The following is a 21,592-nucleotide window of genomic DNA, read 5'->3' as shown; positions in this document are numbered from 1 at the left end:
GCCTCAAATCGCGCTCAGGGCGCTGTCCAGCGTGTCGACGAACAAGTCAGCGTGGTCGCGGCTGAATACCAGCGGCGGGCGCAGCTTGAGAATGTTGTCGCCAGCGCCGATCTTGCTGATAAGCACGCCGTTCTCGCGCATGTCGTTGACCACCTTGCGCGCCTCCAGTCCGGCCGGTTCCTTGCTGGCGTGGTCACGTACCAGCTCCATGGCGAAGAACAGACCCTTGCCGCGCACGTCGCCGATGATCGAGTGCTTGCCGGCCAACACCTGCAGGCGTTGTTGCACATAGGCACCGACGTTTTGTGCGTTTTTCAGCAGTTGCTGTTCTTCGATCACATCCAGCACCGCCATGCCAACCGCTGCCGCGACCGGCGAGCCGCCGAAGGTGTTGAAGTACATGGCGTGGCGGCCGAAGGATTCGACCAGCGCCTTGTGGGTGATCAACCCGGCCAGTGGATAGCCGTTACCCATCGGTTTACCAAGGGTGACGATATCCGGCACCACGCCGTGGGCCTGATGGCCCCACAGGTGATCGCCGGTACGACCGAAACCGGACTGCACTTCATCGGCGATGAACAATCCGCCTGCTGCACGGATCAGCGCTGCCGCCTTGTTGACGAAGCTGGCCGGTACCCGTGGCAGCCCTTCGTTAGCGAACAGGGTGTCGATCAGCAGCGCGGCGGGGCGAATGCCCTGGGCTTGCATCGAGGCAATCGCCGCCGCGATGTTGGCCGCGTACTGCTCGGCCAGTTGCGCTTCGGTGGTGCCGGCCGGTGCGTGGTACAGGCACGGAATCGGCACGGCCCGGGCATGGGCGGCGAAGGGTTCCGGCGAGGGCAGGGCAGTGGTGACTTCGGCCAGCGATGCCGAGTTGCCGTGGTAGTTGTAGTCGCTGACGATGATGCCGGTGCCGCCACTGGCAAAGCGCGCCAGGCGCAGCGCCAGTTCATTGGCCTCGCTGCCGGTGCAGGTGAACATGACGGTGTCCAGCGGCGCGGCGAAGGTCGCGGTCAGGCGCTCGGCGTAGCACACCACCTGTTCATCCAGGTAGCGGGTGTGGATGTTCAGCGTGGTGGCTTGACGCTGCATGGCCTCGGTCACATGGGGGTTACAGTGACCGACGCAGGGCACGTTGTTGTAGACGTCGAGGTAGCGGCGACCGTCGACGTCGAACAGCCAGACACCTTCGCCACGCACCAGGTGCAAGGGCTTGTCGTAGAACAGCGGCGAGGCGTTGCCGAGCACGCGATGGCGGCGTTGCAAAAGAGTGTCTTCAGGCATGGTCTGGAACCTCGATGACGGTGGCGCGACGGTTGCGCAACAGGTAATTGAAAATGCACAGGGTGAAGGTCACCGCCAGGGCGATCAGCATCAGCATGTCGAGCTGGAAGCAGGCGGCGATCACCACCAGCGTGAGGGCCAGGCCGAGCCAGGCAACCAGTTTGCCGCCGACCAGAGTGAACGGCCGTGGCAGGTCCGGTTGGTTGCGTTTGATGTGCAGGTACGCGCCGAAAATGAACAGGTAGCAAACGTTGAGCAACAGCACGACCGCGAGCATCACCGTGGCCGGGTCCACTTCGGACAGCGGCAGGCCGATGGCACCGATCAGCAGCAGCGCCGGGTAGGGCGTGCCGCGCTTGCCGGTCTTGCCCAGCCATTGCGGGAACAAGCCGTCGCGGGCCATGGCGAACAGTTGCCGGGACGCGGCGTAGACCAGCGAGAAGAAGGTCGCGATCAGGCCGAACACCGCGCCGCAGCCAATCACCCTGGCCAGCCATGAACCTTCACCGAAGGCGCTGTTGCTGGACATCGCGGCATACAGCGGATCACCTGCCGAACCGACGAGCTCGACACCACCGGCACCCGGTGCGCATACCAGCACCACCAGCGCGGTCACCAGCAACGTGCCAATGGCCGCCAGAATGCCGCGGGGCATGGTGCGACCGGGATTGTGCGCCTCCTCGGCGGCCGAGCCGGTTTGCTCAACGGTGATGAACAGCCAGATGGCGAATGGCACGCAGGCGAAGATACCGCCAAGGCTGACCGGTGTTGCGACGTTGGCGGGCAACTTCAGCAAATTGGCCAACTCGACATGGGGCGCCATGGCCACGCCAAATGTGAGCAGGGCGATGACGGCGATCACGCCGGCAATGAACGTCAGGCCCATGGCTTCGCCGACACCGCGCATGTGGATGCCGATGATCACGGCGAACAGGGCGATCTTCACCGGCCAGCCACCGAGGCCGAAAATTGATTCGGTATAGGCGCAGATAAAGGTCGCGGCTGCACCGGTGCCGATGGTCAAAGCCAGGGCACAGGCCACGCCAACGAGGTAACCCACGAACGGCCCGAACGCACTTTGCGCATAGACGAATACACCGCCAGCACTGGGCAGCGCGGTGGACATTTCCGCCACGCACAACGCCAGGCCGCCGCAGAGCAGGGCCATCAACAACGTAGCGATCAGCATGTTCAGCCAGCCACCTGCCGCCAGCCCGAAGTTCCAGCCGGAAAACTGCCCGGCCACCACCAACGCAATTCCGAGTCCGGCAATCTTTGGCCAGCCCAGCGCACTTTTCTTAAGCACAGAAGTCTCCCGCGACCCGAGGGTCGATTTATTGTTGTTAGTGAGAAATGGAGGGGTTCAGCGTTGCATTGCAGGGCGCCCAGGAGCGGGTTGTGCCCTGAGGTCGGGTTCGATACTACGCCCGGGGGGCGCGGCGACATGTTTGCGCGCATGCCATGTGGTTGGTTGTGGGTGCCAGATTTGTGCGGGCTTGCCTTGATCTCTGTGGGAGCGAGCTTGCTCGCGATGGTGGAGTGTCAGTCAACGATGGTGCTGGATGTGGTGGCCTCATCGCGAGCAAGCTCGCTCCCACAAGGGATCTGCGGTGTACACGGATTTTGTGTGCGGCAGAAATTAAAATGTGGGAGCGGGCTTGCTCGCGATGGCGGAGTGTCAGTCAACGATGATGCTGGATGTGGTGGCCTCATCGCGAGCAAGCTCGCTCCCACAGGGATCTCGGGTGACCACAAAGTTTGTGTATGGCAAAAATCCAGTGTGGGAGCGAGCTTGCTCGCGATGGCGGAGTGTCAGTCAACGATGGTGTTGGATGTGGTGGCCTCATCGCGAGCAAGCTCGCTCCCACAAGGGATCTGCGGTGTACACGGTTTTTGTGTGCGACAGAAATCCAATTGTGGGAGCGAGCTTGCTCGCGATGGCGGCATATCAGGCAACCAAAATCTCAGATCCGAAAACTCCCCACCAACTGATTCAACCGCGCCGCCTGTTGCTCCAGCTCGGTACAAGCCCTCAATGTCGATTGCAAATTCTCCACGCCTTGCCGGTTCAGGGTGTTGATCTGGGTGATATCGACATTCAGGGCCTCGACCACCGCGGTCTGTTCTTCGGTGGCGGCGGCGACGGACTGGTTGACGTTGTCGATCTCGCCGATGCGCTGGGTCACGCTGCCCAGGCGGGAGCCGGCGAGGTTGGCGATGGTGACGCTTTCTTCGCTGTGGCGCTGGCTCACGGTCATGGTGGTGACCGATTCCCGCGCGCCCACTTGCAGCTCTTCGATCATCTGCTGGATCTCCAGCGCCGAGGCCTGGGTGCGTCCGGCCAAGCTGCGCACTTCGTCCGCCACCACCGCAAACCCACGACCCGCTTCACCCGCCCGCGCCGCTTCAATCGCTGCGTTGAGCGCCAGCAGGTTGGTCTGTTGGGAGATGCCCTTGATCACTTCGAGGATCTGCCCGATGTTCACGGTCTTGTCGTTGAGCACTTCGATGTTGGCGCAGGAGGCACTGATCTTGCCGGACAGTTCGTTCATCACCTCGATCGTGCGCTGCACCACCTGGCGTCCATCCTCGGCTTGCTGCCGTGCGGACGAAGCCTGTTGCGAGGCATCGCAGGCGTTATGGGCGATCTCCTGCGCGGCGGCGCCGAGCTGGTTGATTGCCGCCGCCACGCTGTTGGTGCGGGTGGATTGATCGTCGAAATTGCTCATCGACGAGTTTGAAGCATCCAGTACCCGCCGAGCGCCTTCGTTCACCCCCAACGCCGCCGATGACACCTCGCGGATCGAATGGTGGATGCGCTCGACAAAGCGGTTGAAGGCGGTCGCCAGTCGGCCGATTTCATCTCGCGATTGCACTTGCAGGCGACGGGTCAGGTCGCCTTCGCCGAGGGAGATGTCTTCCATGACCCGGGTCAGCACTTGCAGCGGCCGGGTGATGCGTTGCGCGGTGTACCAGATCAGCAGCAGGCCGAGCAGGGCCGAACCGCCACCGAGCAACAGCTCCAGCGCGGTGCTTTGCACGCCCTGGGCATCGAGTTCGTTCTGCAGCGTGGTGACCGGTGCCAGCAACACGCTCTGCGGCACACCGACCAACACGCCCCATGGCGCGGCTCCGGCAATCGGCGCCAGCGGCTCAAGCACCTTGATTTGCCGGGCGTCGACAAACACTTTGGGCTGGCCCTGACGCAGGCTGTCCATCACCTCGGCATTGTCCATCGGCTGACCGAGGCGACCGACGTCCTGGCTGTTGGCAGAAATCACCCCACGGGGGCTGACGATGCTGATCTGGCCGTTGCCATCGAACAGTTCACGGGCGCTGGCTTCGCTGTTGTGTTGCAAGGCGGCGAGGTTGATATCCAGTCCCACCACGGCAATGACTTTGCCGTTTTCCAGCAGCGGGAAGGCAACGCTGGTCACCAGTTTGCGGCTGCCGGAGGCCTCGTCGAAATAAGGTTCCAGCACACAGGCCTGGCCGGTGTCGCGGGCACAGGTGTAGAAGGCGTTGTACGGTGCGCCGCTCGGCCCCGGCTCGGTGTTGGCAAGCAGGCCTTCGTCGCCGATGACCGCTTGCAGTTCGCCGGGTTTGCTCTGCACCCAATAGAGCGCAAAGCGACCGGTTTCGTTGCTGCCCAAGGCGGCCTGGCCGGCGAAGTCGGCGTCGGCACCGTCGAGTCCACCGGGTTCGAAAATGACATAAAGCCCGAGCAGGTCGGGCTTGTCGATCAGGGCTTGGTGAAGCTGGGTGCTGAGTTCCTGGCGCAGTTGCGGGCGAGTCAGGCTGCCCTGATGCTGCAACTGTCGCAGGTACAACAAGTAGCGCGATAACCCCTGGCCGTATTCGTAGGTCTGCATGAAGGTGCGCTGCACTTGCATCGCCTGCACTTTGCCCAGGGCCTGCATGTGTTCCCTGGCCGCATTGGCGAGCATGTCGCCGCTGGCCTCGGCCACTTGCCGGCTGCTCTTGTGGGTCTGATAGAGCGACAAACCCATCAACAAGCCGACGACCAACAGCAGGCAGAGACCGGCGAGCAGGGCGATCTTGCTCTGGATCGTCAGGAATGTTCTGTGCATTGGAAATACCTTTTTCCACGCGGGCAATGGCGTGGCCACTGCCCGCGGCCGAGATTAGAAGCCGGTGGCGAACACCACCTGGGCGTAGACGTTCTTGTCGTTGTTACCCAGTTGGGTACCACCGTCTTCGGCGCTCTTGTCCGGTTGGTAGATGCCCACCAGTGGCATCACGGTCAGGTGGTCGTTGACGTGCCATTCGGCGTACAGGTCGACTTCGTGGCCATCGGTGTTGCCCAGGTTGCGGTCGATGGTGTCGAAGTTGAAGTACATCGCGCCGACGGTGAGGTTCTCCAGTGGCGAAACTTTCAGTGTGACGTTCTGGATGCGCGAGTTGCTGTTGAACGGCCCGGCGTAGTTGCCCGCCACTTCACCCTGGAACCAGGTGCCGTAGCCACGGCTGAAACCGTAGAACAGGGTGTCGTAGCCTTCCGAGAAGCGGCTGTAGCGGTAGCTGGCGCTAGGCGTCCAGACCGCGTCGGAGAAGGTCCAGCCGGCTTCCAGGTACCAGGCGTCTTCGCTGGTGGTGTGAGGTTTGTCCTGCTTGGCGTATTCACCGGACAGGAACAGGTCTTTCACCCCGGCGTTGCCCGCCGCACGCAGGCTGTAGGTCTTCATGCCGTCGCGTTCGAGCTGGATCGGCGAGGCGTACTGTTCATCGATATCGGTGGTCTTGATGAAGGTCAGGCCGACCGTGCCGGCCTCGGCCACGTGCTCCAGGGTGCCGACGTACATTTCGGTCTTGGCCTGGGCGCGGTTGTCGGATTTGAGCCACATCAGGTCGCTACGCCAGCCTTCCTTGCCACCCAGACGCAATACGGCGGTTTCGTCGAAGGCCTTGCGTGCCGCCAGGTAGTAGGCGCCGCCGCGGTTGAATTCGCCGTCGGCCAGGCCTTTGCCCATGTTCAACGCGTCGCCGTCGATCAGGAAACCGTCACCGACCACAATGTTCTGACGACCGAAGGACAGGTCGACGCCGTCACTGCCCAGCGCGCCGAACAGATCGGCCGAGCGCCAGCCGAGGTAGGCGTCTTCGAACTTGGTGGTGCGTTCCGAACCATCGGAGAAGCCGGCGGCATCGCCATCGCCCCAAGTGCCGGAGCTGAGCATGTTCGCCGCGCCGTACGCGGTGCCCACACCGCCCAGGCCTTGATCGAAGCTCAAGCCGTATTTGATGTAGCCCTCGCGCCACGACGAGCTGCCTTCATTCAGGCGACCGGACAGGGCGTAGTTTTCCTGACTGTGGAAAATGCCGAACACGGCTTCGAGGGTAGCGTTCAGATGGCTGTCGTCATCGGCGTAGAGTTCATAGGCACCGGCATTGCCGGCACTGATCATCAGCGCGAGCGTCGAGAGACGAAGCAAGGGGGACTTGAGCATGGTGTGGCATCCGTTCTTGTTCTTGAGCGCAGGTTTGCGGTCTGTCCGGATACTAAGGCGCGGCTATTGTTTGCCCTTTTCCCTGTTTGCCAATTAGTTGGTTGTGCATGCCAGATTGTCCGGTTTGGCAGCCCGGCCAATACAACTGGCACGCAGGGCAAAACCTGCGTGCCGGCGACCACCGACAATCCCTACCAACCTGCCGAAGCACCGTGCCTCGGCATTTTTAGTGTTGGCGTTCGCCTGCTGGCGGGCGCGTGGATTTTCAAGGTCGTTTTCCTATGTTCACTTCGCTGCGTTTGCCCGTGATCGGTTTGCTGTCTTTCACCTTGGTTCAGGCGGTGTCCGCCGCCGAGTGCGCCCCGGACACGCGTCGTGGTGCCGAAGTGTTTGCCACTGAGTGCAGCGTCTGCCACGCGGTGACCAAGGGCACGACCGGCATGATGGGGCCGAACCTGTTCGGTGTGTATGGGCGCAAGTCCGGCTCGCTGGCGGGTTTCAGCTACTCCCAGGCCATGCGCGACAAAGACGTCGACTGGCAGACCGAGAACATCACGCAATTGATCACCCAGCCCCAGGCTTTCGTGCCGGGCACCTACATGCCCTACATGGGCCTGGCTTCCGCCGACGACCGCCAGGCGGTCGCGTGCTTCCTCAAAGAACAACACTGATCAGGCCGGATTTGCGCCTGAACACATCGTCTGAATGAAAGGTGAATTATGAGCAACGTTGAAATCCTGCCCCAGGTTGCTGCATTCCTCGAACGTCGTCACGGCTGCTTCATTGACGGCCAGTGGGTGCTTGCCGAGGGCGACAGCATTGCCGTGGTCAACCCGGCCACCGGGCAAACCCTGTGCGAAACCCTGGATGCACCGCTGGAACTCGTCGAGCGCGCCGTGCAGTCGTCCCACAAGGCGTTCAAGTCCGGCGTGTGGTCGAGCCTGCGCCCGGCGGACCGTGAACGCATCCTGCTGAACTTCACCCGCCTGGTCGAAGAGCACGCCGAAGAACTGGCTCAGTTGGAAACCCTGAGCCAGGGCAAGTCGATCAACATGGCCCGCGCCCTGGACCTCAACGCCACGGTGGAGTTCATGCGCTACATGTCCGGTTGGGCGACCAAGATCGAAGGCCAGACCTTCGACGTGTCGATCCCGTTGCCACCCGGTGCGAAGTTCACCGCCTTCACCAAACGTGAGCCGGTGGGGGTGGTAGTCGGCATCGTGCCGTGGAACTTCCCGCTGCTGATCGCCGCCTGGAAGCTGATGCCAGCCCTGGCCACCGGTTGCACGGTGATCATCAAGCCGGCGATGGAAACCCCGCTGACCGCCATGCGCCTGGCTGAACTGGCGCTGGAAGCCGGCATCCCGGCTGGCGTATTCAACGTGGTTACCGGTGGCGGCGCCTCCGTTGGCGGCGTGCTGACCCAGCATCCTTTGGTGAGCAAAGTGTCGTTCACCGGTTCCACCGCCGTGGGCAAGAGTGTCGGCGTGGCGTGCATGGAGAACATGACGCGCTTCTCCCTGGAACTGGGCGGCAAGAACCCGATGATCGTGCTCGCCGATGCCGACATCGAAAAAGCCGTGCAAGGCGCGATCCTCGGCGGCTTGCTGAACAACGGCCAGGTCTGCGCCGCGGCCTCGCGCTTCTACGTGCACCGTTCGATCCACGACCAATTCGTCGAAGCCCTGGCTGCCGCCGTCTCTTCGATGCCGATTGGCGCCGGCATGAATTGCGACGCGGCAATCAACCCGCTGGTATCGCGCAAGCAACAACAAAGCGTGCTCAAGCACATCGAACTGGCCCGCCAGCAAGGTGCGCGGGTGGTGACTGGCGGCGAGTTGCTGGAGGGTGATGGTTTCTTCGTGCAGCCAACCATTCTGGCGGGCATCGACCACAGCATGGCCGTGGCCCGCGAAGAAGTGTTCGGCCCGGTTCTGGGCGTGATGCCGTTCGACGACGAAGACGCCGTGATCGAACAGGCCAACGACAACCGCTACGGCCTGGCGGCCAGCCTGTGGACCAATGACCTGGGCAAAGCGATGAACCTGGTGCCTCGCATCGAAGCCGGTACGGTCTGGGTCAACGCCCACGTGCTGCTCGACCCGGCGATGCCGTTCGGTGGCGTCAAGCAATCGGGCATGGGCCGTGAGTTCGGTCGTGCGGTGATCGAGGCTTACACCGAGCTCAAGTCGGTGTGCATCGCACATTGATCAACCTGTAGGAGCGAGCTTGCTCGCGAAAAACGTCAAGATAATGCGGTCTGTCAGTTAGTTCGCGTTATCGTTGGCGACCATCGCGAGCAGGCTCGCCCCCACATCACGCTGCAGGCGGTTTCGCCAGTTCAATCCCGGCGGCCCCCAACCGCTTGAGAATTTCAAACAGCAGCTGGCTCTTGATCGCGCCGACCGTGCGTGGGCTGCCGACATAGCCGGTGATGGTCAATGTGATTCCTTCGGGTTTCAGCTGGCTGAAGCGCAAAAACGGCGTTGGTTTATCCAGAATGGATTCATGCTCGGTGTAGGTGTCCATCAGCAGGTTTTGCACCAGCTCCGGATCGATATCCAACGGGAACATCAGCTCGAGTATCACCACGCCTTGGGCGCTGCCGCCGAGGGTGACGTTGCGCAGGTTCTGCGAAATCAGGTGGGAGTTGGGCACGATCATGATCGAGCGGTCGGCCAGTTGTATTTCCGTGGCCCGTACGTTGATCCGGCGGATGTCGCCTTCGACGCCGCTGATGCTGATCAGGTCGCCGACTTTCACCGGGCGCTCGGTCAGCAGGATCAGGCCGGAGATGAAGTTCTTCACGATCTCCTGAAGGCCAAAGCCGATACCCACCGACAAGGCACTGACAATCCAGGCCAGGTTGGTCCACTTGATCCCCAGCGACGCCAGCGTGAGCAGGACGACGGACACGTAGCCGATGTTGGCGAACAGGGTGCTCAGCGAGGCGCACATGCCCGGGTCCATCTCGGTTTTCGGCAGGAATTCGCGATCCAGCCAGCGGCGCAGGGTACGAATCAGGTAGACACCGATCATCAGTGTCAGGAGGGCATGCATCAAATTGTCCGGGACGATGTTCAGCTTGCGCAGCCCTTCACCGCCGAGTACGGCCACAGTGCCGGTGAACAGTTGCCCGAGTGTCGTACCGATCCCGCCGACAAACAGCGCAATGAGGCCAATCAGTATCAGGATGGCGCGGCCGGCCCCGGATAGCACGGTGCAGATCTGTTCCAGGCGCGGATTGCCGATGCCCAGCAGCTGTTTGATGGTCTTGCCGGTGGGTTGCCGGGGCGAAAAAACGTAGTCGCAGGTGTCCTGATAGACCTGTGTGAGCAGGTAGAAACCGGCGCAGATGATGAATATCCAGACCATTTCATAGGTGATGAACCGGGCCATCGTCACGTAGCCGATCAACAGGGCGAACAGGGACACCACCACGGCAGCGCCCGTGAACGTGTAAATCAGGCCGGCGAAGGTGGTGACGCCTTCGGGGGCTTCTCCGGCAACGATCAGGTCTCTGCGCGTCTTGCTGACGCGCAACAGCAGCGCACCGATCACCAGTGCCGCGACCAATGCCACGATGCCCCGACCGAACAACACCACTTCGGCGCTCATGCCGGTGACATTGCTCATCTGCACCAGGGTCACCAGCACCAGCAGCAGGCTGGCCAGCAACCTCGGATAGGGCTCCATCGCCAGCGCCACCGGATCGGCAATATCGGGCAGGCGCCAGGAAGGATGTTTGGTGGACAACAGTGCGCGGCTCAATCCGGTGATCAGTACGCAGGTATAGGCCAGCTTTTCCAGATATTGCGCCAGGTCGGCCAGCAGGGGGGGGTAGGGCAGTTGCCGGGTCCCGGCAAAATGCAGCAGTTGCAGGGCGATGCCAGCGGTCAGCACCGTCGCCATCACCGACGCCAGCGCAAGGGAGCTGCGCCGGAGCCGGCCTGCAGGCATTCGATGAAAGCACAGCCACGCCAGAACCCGGCCGGCGAGGTCTCGACCCACGGTCCATATGAGCAGGGCCAGGATCAACAGGATGGCCGTGATCCCGCGTTGTCCGGGTTGCCAGGCGGCCCGGTGCGTGGCCTCGAGTTGCTCGATGAGGACGCTGAAACGTTGGCGGTCCTCGATCGGAAGAGCGAACAATGGCGACCAGAATCTCGGGCTCAGGATACTGCTGGTCTGCTGAGTCACTTCCGCTTCCAGCAAGCTGCGCCGAATGCTGGCAATCTGGGTGATCAGCTCGGCGGCACTTATTTTAAGCGCGGCCAGGGTTTTGAGTTGGCTGTCGATCTTGTTTTTTTGCTCGCCGAGGGCGTCTCGTTGGGTAGTAATTGCAGATGTCACCTGTGCGTTCTCGTCAAGCGGCACGGGCCCCAGCACGTTCAGTTGCGCCTGCAATTGCGCCTGGCCAGGCAGCAGCGATGTGGACAGGCGTTCAATCTCCTGAATCAGTACTTGCACCTGGTCCTGTGAGCTTTCCAGCTGGGTGTAATTGCTGGCCTGGGAAACCTGCTGCTTGAGGCTGTTGAGCTGGTTTTGCACCCCCAGCAATTCGCTGTCGGAGATGCTGATGATCGGGGCTGCGGGGGCAGGGGCGGGGGCAAGAGCAGGAGCGTCGGCCATATCCCCTGCCAACAGCCATCCCGGGCTTGCCACCAGAACCGCGAAGGCGACGTAAATCATTGACTTCAAGACATTGCGCATCGGCGAGCTCGACGGGTTGTTGGTCACTTAGCCAATGAGGTTAGGCCATGACACGTACCCTGGAGCATTGTTTTGTCGCAATGGAACACCGAGAACCTGTGGGGGCTCCCACAAGGGGGCGGCGCCTTTGGCGGGTGGTTTCAGCAAAACAAGTCAACCCATGAATCCATGGCCTAAGCTTGTTTGCAGGCCCCGGTCCATCGCACACCTCGATGGGCAAGCGGCACCGATAAAAACAATGCAACCAGGAGATCCCATGTCCGCCTTGATCCGTCGTTTCAGTCGCTGCATGGCCGCCGGTTTGACCGCTGCCGTGCTGGTCGCACCAGCCTTCGCGTTGGATACCGTGAAATTCATGGCCCCGGGTTCGGTAGGCGGTGGTTACGACCAGACCGCCCGGGTGCTGGGCAAGGCCATGGTCGAGGCCAATACGGCCAAGTCCGCGACCTTCGAGAACAAGGGCGGGGCGGGCGGGACCCTGGGGCTGGCGCAATTTGCCAACAGCACCAAGGGTGACCCGAACGCATTGCTGGTGGTCGGTGCGATCATGGTCGCGGGGATCGAACAGAACAAACCGCAGATCAGCCTTAAGGATGTGACGCCCATAGCCCGGCTGTTCACCGAGTACAACGTGATTGCCGTGCGCAAGGATTCGCCATACAAGACCCTCGATGACCTGATCAAGGACTTCAAGGAAAAGCCCACCGGCGTCACCTTTGGCGGTGGTTCCAAGGGGTCGATCGACCACATCGGCATCGCCGAGCTGGCTGGCAAACTGGATGTCCCGGTCAACAAGGTCAATTACATCGCCACCGGCGGCGGGGGTGAAATCGTGGCCCAGACCCTGGGCGGCCAGATCAAGGTACTCACCGGGGGCTACGCCGAACTGGGTCAATACATCAAGAACGGCCAGATCCGGGTGCTGGCCATCGGTGCGCCCGAGCGTGTCCCGGGGATCGATGCGCCGACCCTCAAGGAAAGCGGCTACGACGTGATCATCGGCAATTGGCGCGGTGTCTACGGTGCTGCGAACCTCACAGCCGAGCAGCGTAAAGAAGTGACCGACGCGGTCGTGACCGCCAGCAAAAGCAAAGTCTGGCAAGACAACATTAAAACCAATGCCTGGACCGAGAGCGTGTTGACCGGTGATGACTTCGGCAAGTTCGTCGACGAAGAGCACGTGCGTCTGCGGGCGATGCTGGTCAAGGTCGGGCTGCTTTGAGATGGCCGGGTCACGCGCAATCGTACCGACGCAATTGGCGATCGGCCTTGGACTGATCGCCCTTAGCGCCTTGCTGGCCGTGGGGGCCAACCGCTTTCCAGCCGAGATGGGCTTCGTGATTCTGCCGGCTTACGTCTATCCCTGGATCGTCGCCGGCTTTCTCGGCGTGGTGGGCCTGTTGCTGAGTTATCAGGCGCTCACCGGCGGTTTTCGCGAACTGGACAGCGGCAATGGTGCGATCCCTGGCGGTAAATCCGGAGCCGCCTGGGTTACTGGAGGGTTGGTGGGGGTGGCCCTGCTGATCAACCTGATCGGTTTCGTGCTGGCCGCGGGGTTGCTGTTCGCCTGTTCGGCGCGGGGTTTTGGCAGCCGTCATCCCGTGCGGGACCTGGCCATCGGCATTGCCTTGACCTTGCCGATCTATTGGCTGTTCAACGCCGGGCTGGGGGTTTCCCTGCCGTCGCTGATCAACATTTGGCTTTGAAAGGAGACCGACACCGTGGACATTCTTTCAAGCCTGGCAATGGGGTTTTCCTCGGCACTGACGCCGATCAATCTGATGTGGGGGTTCATCGGCTGCCTGCTCGGCACCGCCATCGGCGTATTGCCGGGGATCGGTCCGGCGCTGACGGTGGCCCTGCTGTTGCCGATCACCGCCAAGGTCGACCCCACGGGCGCCTTGATCATGTTCGCCGGTATCTATTACGGCGCACAGTTCGGTGGCTCGACCACCTCGATCCTGCTCAACACACCCGGTGAATCGTCCTCCATGGTCACGGCCCTGGAAGGCAACCTGATGGCGCGCAACGGCCGGGCGGGACCTGCGCTGGCAACGGCGGCGATAGGCTCGTTCGTCGCCGGCACCATCGCCACCGTTTTGCTGACCCTGTTCGCACCCGTCGTGGCCAGGCTGGCCCTGAATTTTGGGCCGACCGAATATTTCGCGATCCTGGTGCTGTCGTTCACCACCGTGTCGGCAGTGCTCGGCGCTTCGATGCTGCGCGGGTTCGCTTCGCTCGGCGTCGGGTTGACCATCGGTTTGATCGGGCTGGACTCGACCTCGGGCATTGCCCGCTACACCCTCGGCGTGCCCGAACTGGTGGACGGCATCGAAGTGGTGCTGGTGGCGGTCGGCTTGTTCGCGGTGGGCGAGGCCTTGTACAGCCTGCTCTATCAAGGGGAATCAAACGAAGGGCGGCATCGCCTGACCTCGTTGTGGATGACCCGCGCGGACTGGAAACGCTCGGTGCCCGCGTGGCTTCGGGGCACGCTGATCGGTTTCCCGTTTGGTTCGATTCCGGCCGGTGGTGCCGAGATTCCAACCTTTTTGTCCTATTCCGCCGAGCGCAAGCTCAGCAAGTACCCCAAGGAGTTTTCCGCCAACAAGGGCGAGGGCGCCATCGAAGGCGTCGCCGGCCCGGAAGCGGCCAACAACGCCAGCGCGACCGGGTCTTTGGTGCCGTTGCTGACCTTGGGCATCCCGACGTCCGCTACCGCTGCGATCCTGCTGGCGGCGTTCCAGAACTACAACCTGCAACCGGGGCCGATGCTGTTCGAAACCTCCGCCGACCTGGTCTGGACATTGGTGGCGTCGCTGTACATCGGCAACGTTATCCTGCTGGTGTTGAACCTGCCGCTGGTGGGGCTGTGGGTCAAACTGCTGCAAATCCCCCGGCCATACCTGAATGCCGGCATCCTGGTATTCGCCACCATTGGCGTGTACGGCATGCGCCACTCATCCTTCGACCTGATACTGATGTTGGCGATTGGCTGGGGCGGGGTGTTGATGCGGCGTTTCGACTTCCCCGTCGCCCCCGTGATCGTCGGCATGCTGCTGGGGCCGATGGCCGAGAAACAACTGCGTAACGCCTTGTCCATCAGCCAGGGCGACTGGACGGTGTTCGTCACGCAACCGATCTCGGCATTCTTCCTCGCCCTGACGCTGCTGGTGCTGATGGTGCCCTATGTGCTGCATAAACGCGGCATCAAGTTGCATGAGGATGATTGAGTCCTGCGATGCGCAACTCCTGTGGGAGCGAGCTTGCTCGCGATAGCGGTGTGTCAGACACCTGTGATACCGACTGGCACGCCCTCATCGCGAGCAAGCTCGCTCCCACAGATTCTGGGGCTTAGTTGACTGGCGGTGTTGTGGTTTGCGCGGTAAACCATTGCATGACCGGTGCGCAGGCTGGGTGCGATGCCGCCGAGGGTTGCAGGCACAGCGAGTAGATCCCCCGTGTCTTCAACGGCTCCCCGAACGGAATCACCAGTTCGCCCCGTTGAATCGACTCACCCGCCAGGGTCATGTCGGTCATCGCCACGCCCAGGCCCCGGGCGGCGGCATCGAGTGCCAGTTCGTCGAGGTTGAAAGGGATGTGCCGGTAGTCATGCAGCGACATGCCACCATGGGCTGACAGCCAGACCTTCCAGTCATGTTGATCGGAGGAGCGGTGCAGCAACGCGAAACCCGACAGATCTTCTTGCGAAGCCAACGGCCGGTCGTTGGTGCCGAGCCCTGGCGCACACACGGGCACCAATGCCTCTTCGAACAGGGGCAGGCAATCGGGCGCTGTGGACGGCTCTGGCAGATAGAGAATGTAGGCGTCACTGTCGCTGGCCGGCTCGACCACTTCGGTGGCCACGGTTTCGATTGCCAGGGATACGTCCGGGTGATGCCGGTAGAAATCGCTCAGTTTGGGCAGCAGCCAGCGCACCGCCAGTGACACGTGCATGCGAATGCGGAACGGGCGTTTTTGCGGCGCGAGCCGGTCTTCGAGGGTACGCAGCTGTTCAAGGATGCTGCGGGCGCTGGCCAGTACCTGTTCGCCCTCGGCGGTCAGTTGAAGGCTGCGGCTGCTCCTGACAAACAGCGGCAGGCCAAAGTGGCTCTCCAGTTGCTGAATCTGTCGGCTCACCGCGCTCTGGGTCAGGCAGAGCTTTTGCGCCGCTTGGGTGAAGCTGCCTGACCCGGCAACCTCGACCAAAGCCTGCAAGCCCTGCAGCGAGGGCACGTGGCGAATCTTGTCCATGCGTTTTCAGAATGCCTCGATGATTTAATAACGTTGGTTACCCGCGTTTTGAGCCTTTAGATTCTAGTCATCGCCACCGTCCTCGAAAACAGCTTATGCAAATTCTGCATGCAGTGCTGTTTTGGATCGAGACGGTTCGCAGAACAAGAACCTGAGGTGACACATGGAAAATATCTGTGGCTGGATTGCGCAAGCGGGGAGTTCCCCCTTGCGCGAGCCGCTCAAAGGCGCGCAGCAAGCCGATTGGCTGGTGATCGGTGCTGGCATCACCGGCCTCAGTGCGGCGCACGCTCTGGCGCAAATGCACCCCCAGGCACGTATCGTGGTTGTTGACCGCCAGCGTGCCGCGCAAGGCGCTTCGGCGCGCAACTCCGGTTTTGTGGTGGCTCATGAGCATCCCGCTACCGGGGAGCTACTGGGGAGCGACGGATTCGCCGGGTATCAAGCGGATACGGCAATCGGCCGCGCAGCCGCCGACGAAGTCCGCAAGCAGATCACCCGCCATGGCATCGAATGCGACTTCAGGGAGTCGGGTTATTTCTTCGCCGTCAGCGACCCACGCAAGCTGACTCATGTCGAAGCCAAGCTGCAGACCCTGCGTACCGTTGGCGCCAGCGCGCAATTTCTGCAAGGCGAGCCATTGATCGAAAAACTCGGCAGCCGGCACTACCGCGCCGCGATCTGGTGCGGCAACCGCAATGCGCTGCTGCAACCGGCGAAGTACGTTCGGGGCTTGCTCGATGCCCTGCCGCCGACAGTGACGGTCTACGAGAACACCGATATCGCAGGTCTTGAGCGCCTGGGCGCCGGCCGGATTCGCGCCCGGGGCCAAAACGGCTGTGTCGAAGCCAAACAGGTTTTGGTCTGCCTGAACGCCTTTATCCCTCGCGCGGGCATCGATGACAGCGGCACCTTCGCAATGGAACTCAGCGCCAGCCTTACGCGGCCGCTCAGCGATCAAGAGTTTCAAGCCCTTGGTGCGCCAGCGTCCTGGGGCGTGCTGTCGACCCGCCCGTTGGGCGCCACGGTGCGCCTGACCCCGGATCGCCGGGTGATGATTCGCAACACCGCGGAATACCGCTCGCGGGATCTTTCATTGAGCGAATTGTCGATCCGCCGCCAGCACCATGTGCTGGGGTTGCAACGACGTTTCCCGATGCTCGGCGAGCAGGACATCGAATACACCTGGACCGGTCATCTCAGCGCTTCGCGCTCCGGGCAGCCGTATTTCGGCAAAGTCGAGGAGGGCGTTTTCGCCGTGGCCGGGTGCAATGGTTCCGGCGTGGCACGGGGCACACTGTGGGGCCGCTTGCTGGCGGAGTTGGCCTCGGGTCGTGATTCGCCGTTGCTGCAATCGGTCATTCAACGGGCACAACCCGGCTGGCTGCCGCCCAAGCCCTTGCTCGACATCGGTGCCATGCTGCGTATGCGCGTGGAGACGGTCCGGGCCAGAAGCGAAATCTGAAAACACCCATTTCACAACAAGAACAAAAGCACTTCCCATCGAAGGTGATTCAACATGCGCGTCAATACGCTTTCCCTTGTGGCCCTGATCTCGACCTTTTCCGCCGCGACTCATGCCGACGAAACCGTCAATATTTCCAACTGGAACGGCTACATCGCCGACGACACCCTGGTCAACTTCAACAAGGAAACCGGGATCAAGGCGACCTACGACATACACGACAGCAACGAAGTGCTGGAGTCGAAGCTGATGACCGGCAACACCGGGTATGACGTGGTCAGCCCGTCGAACCACTTCCTGTCGCGCCTGATCAAGGCCGGTGCCATCCAGAAACTCGACAGGAGCCAGTTGCCCAACTGGAAAAACCTCGACCCGGCGTTGATGAAGAAGCTTGAGGTCAACGATCCGGGCAACCAGTACGGCTACCCCTACATGTGGGGCACGGCGGGCATCGGTTACAACGTCGAGAAGATCAAGGCGATCTTCGGCAATACCGACGTAACTCGCTCCTGGAGCCTGTTTTTCGACGAGAACAACATCAAGAAACTCAGCGAATGTGGGGTGGCGATCATCGACAACCCGACGCAGATCCTGCCGATCACGCTTAACTATCTGGGCCTGCCGCCCCACAGCCATGAGCCTGCCGACTACAAGAAAGCCGAGCAGGCGCTGCTGAAGATCCGGCCTTACGTCCAGTATTTCCATGCGTCCAAATACATCAGCGACCTGGCCAACGGTAACGTCTGCGCGGTGATCGGTTTCAACGGCGACATCGTGCAGGCCGCCGCCAGTGCCAGGGAGGCGAAAAACTGGGTCGATATTGCGTACTCGATCCCGGAGGAGGGTTCCACCTTGTGGCTGGACATGGTGGTCATGCCCAAGAACGCGCCCCATGAGCGCAACGGCTACGCCTACATGAACTACCTGCTGGAGCCGAAGGTGATTGCCAACATCAGCAACAGCATCCATTACGCCAACCCCAACAGTGCGGCGGATGCCTTCGTTGACCCGGCGGTGAAGCAGGACCTGGCGATCTACCCGCCGAAAAACGTGATGGACAAGCTGTTCACCGTCGAGGACTTGCCCGCGGCCATCGCACGGTTGAGCACGAGGCTGTGGACCAAGCTGAAAACCAATACCTGATCGTCTTATGATCGCGATCAATCTGAAGTGACGCTGAACCTGTGGGAGCGAGCTTGCTCGCGATAGCGGTATGTCAGACACCTATGATGTCGACTGGCACACCCTCATCGCGAGCAAGCTCGCTCCCACAGGTTTTGGTTCGCTCCCACAGGTTTTTTCAGACTGGATTTACGCTACATGGGCTCAGGCATCGATGGCCGGGAAGTCGATGTCGGTCAGCACGGCGTTGTTCAGGTAGTTGGTCAATGTCTGCGAAGCTACATGGGCGATCACTTCGATGATCTTGCCGTCGTCGATACCGGCGGCACGCGCAGCGGCGATCTGTTCGACGGTCAGGTGGCCACGGCTTTCGGTGATCTGGCGGGCGAGGGTGGCTATCGCGTTTAGTTCACCGTGTCGTGCGCTGAGGATGTCCTGCTTCGACAGCCCGGCCTTGCTGGCGAACAGCGTGTGAGCGGCCAGGCAGTAGTCGCAGCCGTTGACCTGCGAAGTAGCCAGGGACACCGCTTCTTTTTCCGTGGCGCTCAGGGACGTCTTGCCCAGTGCGGCCGAGTTTTGCAGGAACGAGGCCAGCACCGCCGGGGCGTGGGCCAATACTTTGAAGACGTTGGGCAAAAAGCCGATTTTCTTCTGCACGCCTTCCAGCAGCGGGCGGGTGGCGTCGGTGGCGTGTTCCAGACTGATCGGGGCAATGCGGGTCATGGTGATACTCCGTGGTGTGAAGCGCGGAATGCGCTGGGTACGGAGCTGATGTTAGGGAGAACACCTGGCTTGTTGGGTGCAAATCGTCGAGGATATGCGACAGATCGTCCAGAAATGCCTTCGGGAGCCTTGTCATGGATCGCTTGTCTACGTTGCTCACACACTTTGGCGTCAATGCCGGCACGTTCCATAGCGGCACGTTTTGCGGTACCACCGCCTTCGACGGCCAACAGGTCAGCGGTCATTTGCACCTGCTTCAGGCGGGTGAGTTGCTGCTCAGGTTGGGGGATCAGCCGGATCTGCAACCGACCGAACCGACCCTGATATTTTTCCCCCGACCCTATCGGCATCGCCTGTTCGCTTCAGAAGCGTCCGGCTCGCAACTGGTCTGCGCGACCCTGGATTTCGACGGCGGCGCGGGCAATGCCCTGGCGGCGGCACTGCCTGATTACCTGGTGCTCAAGCTCGATGAAATCCCGGCACTGGCCGGGACTCTGGAATGGCTGTTCAACGAGGCGTTTGACGGCACATGCGGGCGTGAAGCCGTAATGGACCGGTTGTTTGAATTGCTGGTGATTCTGTTGCTGCGGCACATTCTGAGTACGGGTGGCCAGCAACCGGGCATGATGGCCGGCCTCGCCGATGCGCGCCTGGCGCGGCCCCTGAGCCTGATGCATGAAACCCCGGCCAAGGCCTGGAGCGTGGCCGAACTCTCGGTCGCCGCCAACATGTCGCGGGCCAGTTTCGCCGAACATTTTCGCCGGGTGGTCGGGCAAACGCCGGTGGATTACCTTGTGAGCTGGCGCATCAGCCTGGCGCAGAAACGCTTGCGCGAAGGCCGGCCGATTGCGTTGATTGCCGAGGAAGTCGGTTACGAAAGCCCCTCGGCGCTGGCCCGGGCGTTTCGTCGCAAGACCGGGCTCAGCCCGCGGGAATGGAGGGGCAACTGACCACCGTCTATCCCCTTTGTGGGAGCGGGCTTGCCCGCGAAGAGGCCGGCACATCCAACAGGGAGGTTGACTGACATTGCGCCTTCGCGAGCAAGCCTGATCCCACAGTTCTGATCTTCAGTGAATGCCAATTCTGTGGCCGGCCAACATTCCTGTGGGAGCGGGCTTGCTCGCGAAGAGGCCGGCACATCCAACAGGGAGGTTGACTGACACTGCGCCTTCGCGAGCAAGCCCGATCCCACAGGTTATGGGGTGGTTTTAGCAATGCATCAGAACTTGAACGCCTGCCGTCCTACCAGCAGCCATTTGCCGTTCTGCTTTTGCCAGATCTGGAAGTTTTCGATTTCCGTCGGCACCACCTCAGTGCCTTTGAGCGCTTGCGCCGAGAAGTGGTGACGGACCAGCGCGACATCGCCGGAGACGGTAATGCTCTGGTTTTGCATCTCAAGGGTCTTGAACGCGCTTTTGCCGGTTTCGATGTCGGCGATGAAGGCCTGCTTGTCCTGGATCTTGCCGCTGGAATGCCCGTAGGTCAGGTTCTCGGCGGTTAAGGCGTTCAGCTCAGGGATGTCTTTGTGCAGCATGGCCTGGGTCAGGTGTTCGACAGCCTGGGCCACGTCCTTGTCCGCGGTGGCCGGGGTGGCGGAGACGTAGCCGCTGAACAGGCACAGAAAACCAATCAGCACTGTTGCTTTTTTCATGGGTGTTTCCTTGTTGTTGTAGGGATAGCGCGACGACTGCTCGAGTATTCATCAGTCATCGTACAACGTAGCATGCGATGGAGGAAAAAAGCGAACTTGCCCGGTGACCGTACCTCGAAGTTAAAAGGGCGATGCCCTGACTTCGAGGTATTGCGCCATGCAGCCTGACCCGCGTTTACGGCACGACCTGACGTTGCTCATGGTGTTTTTGCTGGTTGTCGTGGTGTCGGGTTTTGCTCCCCGCAGCCGGGTGGACTGGGCGCTGGAAAACCTGCTGGTGCTGTTGCTGGTGGGGACGTTGGTAGCGGTTTCTCGCCGGTTTCGCTTGTCTGCGGTGTCCATCACGCTGGTGTTTGCGTTTCTGTGCGTGCATGAACTGGGCGCCCACTACACCTATTCCCTGGTGCCTTACGAACAATGGTCTTCGGCGTGGTTGGGCTTCAGTTTCGACCGGGCGACAGGTGCTCACCGCAATCACTACGACCGCCTGGTACATCTGAGCTATGGGCTGCTGCTGGTTTATCCGGTGCGCGAAGTCCTGTGGCGACTGACGCCGCTGCGCGGGTTCTGGCTGTTTTTCGTGACCCTGAACATCATGCTGTCGACATCGGCCTTGTACGAACTGGTGGAATGGATCGGCGGTGCTTTCCTGGGCAAAGACACGGCGAAGGCCTTCGTCGGTGCGCAAAACGATCCCTGGGACTCGCAAAAGGACATGGCCATCGCGGTTGCCGGTGCGTTTGTCAGCCTGTTGCTGGTGTCTTTGCGGGGCATGGCGCAAAAGCAACCGGTGACGACTGCAAGGTGATCGGGTGGACGGCTTCGGCGGGGCAGCTGTCGCGGTCGGTTGATCGGTTCAGGTTTTGAGGTAGAGGTTGCCTGACAGGACGCCATCGAGAGCAAGCTCGCTCCTAC

General features: G+C 61.5%; 16 protein-coding genes and 2 pseudogenes. 9 read left to right on the top strand and 9 right to left on the bottom strand.

Annotation, left to right across the window (positions count from 1 at the left end):
• Positions 1–3 precede the first annotated feature (3 nt).
• The 5 genes and pseudogenes from ABIE16_RS23170 to ABIE16_RS23150 form a co-directional block, all read right to left on the bottom strand.
• On the bottom strand, positions 4–1,284 hold the full coding sequence (locus ABIE16_RS23170; protein ID WP_429522025.1) for an aspartate aminotransferase family protein: 1,281 nt from the start codon (positions 1,282–1,284) through the stop codon (positions 4–6).
• Positions 1,277–2,590: an amino acid permease gene (locus ABIE16_RS23165; RefSeq protein ID WP_429522024.1), complete on the bottom strand. Its 1,314-nt coding sequence runs from the start codon at positions 2,588–2,590 to the stop codon at positions 1,277–1,279. Before ABIE16_RS23165 ends, ABIE16_RS23170 begins: the two co-directional genes overlap by 8 nt.
• A 658-nt stretch (positions 2,591–3,248) precedes the next feature.
• Positions 3,249–4,280, bottom strand: a pseudogene (locus ABIE16_RS23160) (methyl-accepting chemotaxis protein); the annotation flags it as partial.
• A 369-nt stretch (positions 4,281–4,649) separates the two neighbouring features.
• Positions 4,650–5,156: pseudogene (locus ABIE16_RS23155) on the bottom strand (cache domain-containing protein); the annotation flags it as partial.
• Positions 5,157–5,429: 273 nt separating this feature from the next.
• On the bottom strand, positions 5,430–6,752 hold the full coding sequence (locus ABIE16_RS23150; RefSeq protein ID WP_102672322.1) for a hypothetical protein: 1,323 nt from the start codon (positions 6,750–6,752) through the stop codon (positions 5,430–5,432).
• 281 nt (positions 6,753–7,033) lie between these two features.
• Between ABIE16_RS23150 and ABIE16_RS23145 the strand changes: the two genes are divergently transcribed.
• On the top strand, positions 7,034–7,423 hold the full coding sequence (locus tag ABIE16_RS23145) for a c-type cytochrome (protein ID WP_429522023.1): 390 nt from the start codon (positions 7,034–7,036) through the stop codon (positions 7,421–7,423).
• Between the two features lie 48 nt (positions 7,424–7,471).
• Positions 7,472–8,962, top strand: coding sequence for an aldehyde dehydrogenase family protein (locus ABIE16_RS23140; RefSeq protein ID WP_429522022.1), 1,491 nt, complete (start codon positions 7,472–7,474; stop codon positions 8,960–8,962).
• A gap of 106 nt (positions 8,963–9,068) precedes the next feature.
• Here ABIE16_RS23140 and ABIE16_RS23135 read toward each other — a convergent pair whose 3' ends face one another.
• Positions 9,069–11,465 (bottom strand): DUF3772 domain-containing protein, encoded by a 2,397-nt coding sequence (locus ABIE16_RS23135; RefSeq protein WP_340315657.1) that lies wholly within the window; start codon positions 11,463–11,465, stop codon positions 9,069–9,071.
• Positions 11,466–11,721: 256 nt separating this feature from the next.
• On the opposite strand from ABIE16_RS23135, the gene ABIE16_RS23130 reads away from it, so the two are divergent.
• The 3 genes from ABIE16_RS23130 to ABIE16_RS23120 are packed head-to-tail and all read left to right on the top strand — an operon-like array spanning position 11,722 to position 14,695.
• Complete coding sequence (locus ABIE16_RS23130; protein WP_057715393.1) at positions 11,722–12,687, top strand: Bug family tripartite tricarboxylate transporter substrate binding protein; 966 nt, start codon at positions 11,722–11,724, stop codon at positions 12,685–12,687.
• A 1-nt stretch (position 12,688) separates the two neighbouring features.
• Positions 12,689–13,171: a tripartite tricarboxylate transporter TctB family protein gene (locus tag ABIE16_RS23125; RefSeq protein WP_154910566.1), complete on the top strand. Its 483-nt coding sequence runs from the start codon at positions 12,689–12,691 to the stop codon at positions 13,169–13,171.
• Positions 13,172–13,186: 15 nt separating this feature from the next.
• Positions 13,187–14,695 carry a tripartite tricarboxylate transporter permease gene (locus ABIE16_RS23120; protein WP_057715391.1) on the top strand — a complete coding sequence of 503 codons (1,509 nt, stop codon included), beginning with the start codon at positions 13,187–13,189 and terminating at the stop codon, positions 14,693–14,695.
• A 121-nt stretch (positions 14,696–14,816) separates the two neighbouring features.
• On the opposite strand, the gene ABIE16_RS23115 is transcribed toward ABIE16_RS23120, so the two are convergent.
• Positions 14,817–15,716, bottom strand: coding sequence for a LysR substrate-binding domain-containing protein (locus ABIE16_RS23115; protein WP_429522021.1), 900 nt, complete (start codon positions 15,714–15,716; stop codon positions 14,817–14,819).
• A 163-nt stretch (positions 15,717–15,879) separates the two neighbouring features.
• Between ABIE16_RS23115 and ABIE16_RS23110 the strand changes: the two genes are divergently transcribed.
• Entirely contained in the window at positions 15,880–17,181 is a 1,302-nt protein-coding gene (locus tag ABIE16_RS23110; protein WP_429522020.1) for an NAD(P)/FAD-dependent oxidoreductase, read from the top strand.
• Between the two features lie 54 nt (positions 17,182–17,235).
• Entirely contained in the window at positions 17,236–18,324 is a 1,089-nt protein-coding gene (locus ABIE16_RS23105; protein ID WP_429522019.1) for a polyamine ABC transporter substrate-binding protein, read from the top strand.
• Between the two features lie 183 nt (positions 18,325–18,507).
• Here ABIE16_RS23105 and ABIE16_RS23100 read toward each other — a convergent pair whose 3' ends face one another.
• A complete protein-coding gene (locus ABIE16_RS23100; RefSeq protein WP_349736115.1) occupies positions 18,508–19,026 on the bottom strand; it encodes a carboxymuconolactone decarboxylase family protein in 519 nt (172 codons plus the stop codon).
• Positions 19,027–19,160: 134 nt separating this feature from the next.
• Here ABIE16_RS23100 and ABIE16_RS23095 point away from each other — a divergent pair, with 134 nt between their 5' ends.
• On the top strand, positions 19,161–19,976 hold the full coding sequence (locus ABIE16_RS23095) for a cupin domain-containing protein (protein WP_429522018.1): 816 nt from the start codon (positions 19,161–19,163) through the stop codon (positions 19,974–19,976).
• A gap of 269 nt (positions 19,977–20,245) precedes the next feature.
• Here the strand turns inward: ABIE16_RS23095 and ABIE16_RS23090 are convergent, their stop codons facing one another.
• Positions 20,246–20,677, bottom strand: coding sequence for a nuclear transport factor 2 family protein (locus tag ABIE16_RS23090; protein WP_429522017.1), 432 nt, complete (start codon positions 20,675–20,677; stop codon positions 20,246–20,248).
• Positions 20,678–20,834: 157 nt separating this feature from the next.
• Between ABIE16_RS23090 and ABIE16_RS23085 the strand changes: the two genes are divergently transcribed.
• Entirely contained in the window at positions 20,835–21,485 is a 651-nt protein-coding gene (locus tag ABIE16_RS23085) for a DUF2238 domain-containing protein (protein WP_218498378.1), read from the top strand.
• Positions 21,486–21,592 lie beyond the last annotated feature (107 nt).

This window comes from Pseudomonas sp. 2725 (assembly GCF_050434585.1).
Taxonomy (GTDB): domain Bacteria; phylum Pseudomonadota; class Gammaproteobacteria; order Pseudomonadales; family Pseudomonadaceae; genus Aquipseudomonas; species Aquipseudomonas jessenii.
This window is presented reverse-complemented; position numbering and strand designations above follow the sequence as displayed.

Excerpts from the sequence above, each read along its gene's own strand:
- ABIE16_RS23115 (WP_429522021.1), bottom strand. The coding sequence starts at position 15,716 with ATGGACAAGATTCGCCACGTGCCCTCGCTGCAGGGCTTGCAGGCTTTG.
- ABIE16_RS23100 (WP_349736115.1), bottom strand. The coding sequence starts at position 19,026 with ATGACCCGCATTGCCCCGATCAGTCTGGAACACGCCACCGACGCCACC.
- ABIE16_RS23135 (WP_340315657.1), bottom strand. The coding sequence starts at position 11,465 with ATGCGCAATGTCTTGAAGTCAATGATTTACGTCGCCTTCGCGGTTCTG.
- ABIE16_RS23170 (WP_429522025.1), bottom strand. The coding sequence starts at position 1,284 with ATGCCTGAAGACACTCTTTTGCAACGCCGCCATCGCGTGCTCGGCAAC.
- ABIE16_RS23130 (WP_057715393.1), top strand. The coding sequence starts at position 11,722 with ATGTCCGCCTTGATCCGTCGTTTCAGTCGCTGCATGGCCGCCGGTTTG.
- ABIE16_RS23085 (WP_218498378.1), top strand. The coding sequence starts at position 20,835 with ATGCAGCCTGACCCGCGTTTACGGCACGACCTGACGTTGCTCATGGTG.
- ABIE16_RS23090 (WP_429522017.1), bottom strand. The coding sequence starts at position 20,677 with ATGAAAAAAGCAACAGTGCTGATTGGTTTTCTGTGCCTGTTCAGCGGC.
- ABIE16_RS23140 (WP_429522022.1), top strand. The coding sequence starts at position 7,472 with ATGAGCAACGTTGAAATCCTGCCCCAGGTTGCTGCATTCCTCGAACGT.
- ABIE16_RS23110 (WP_429522020.1), top strand. The coding sequence starts at position 15,880 with ATGGAAAATATCTGTGGCTGGATTGCGCAAGCGGGGAGTTCCCCCTTG.
- ABIE16_RS23125 (WP_154910566.1), top strand. The coding sequence starts at position 12,689 with ATGGCCGGGTCACGCGCAATCGTACCGACGCAATTGGCGATCGGCCTT.
- ABIE16_RS23150 (WP_102672322.1), bottom strand. The coding sequence starts at position 6,752 with ATGCTCAAGTCCCCCTTGCTTCGTCTCTCGACGCTCGCGCTGATGATC.
- ABIE16_RS23105 (WP_429522019.1), top strand. The coding sequence starts at position 17,236 with ATGCGCGTCAATACGCTTTCCCTTGTGGCCCTGATCTCGACCTTTTCC.
- ABIE16_RS23095 (WP_429522018.1), top strand. The coding sequence starts at position 19,161 with ATGGATCGCTTGTCTACGTTGCTCACACACTTTGGCGTCAATGCCGGC.
- ABIE16_RS23145 (WP_429522023.1), top strand. The coding sequence starts at position 7,034 with ATGTTCACTTCGCTGCGTTTGCCCGTGATCGGTTTGCTGTCTTTCACC.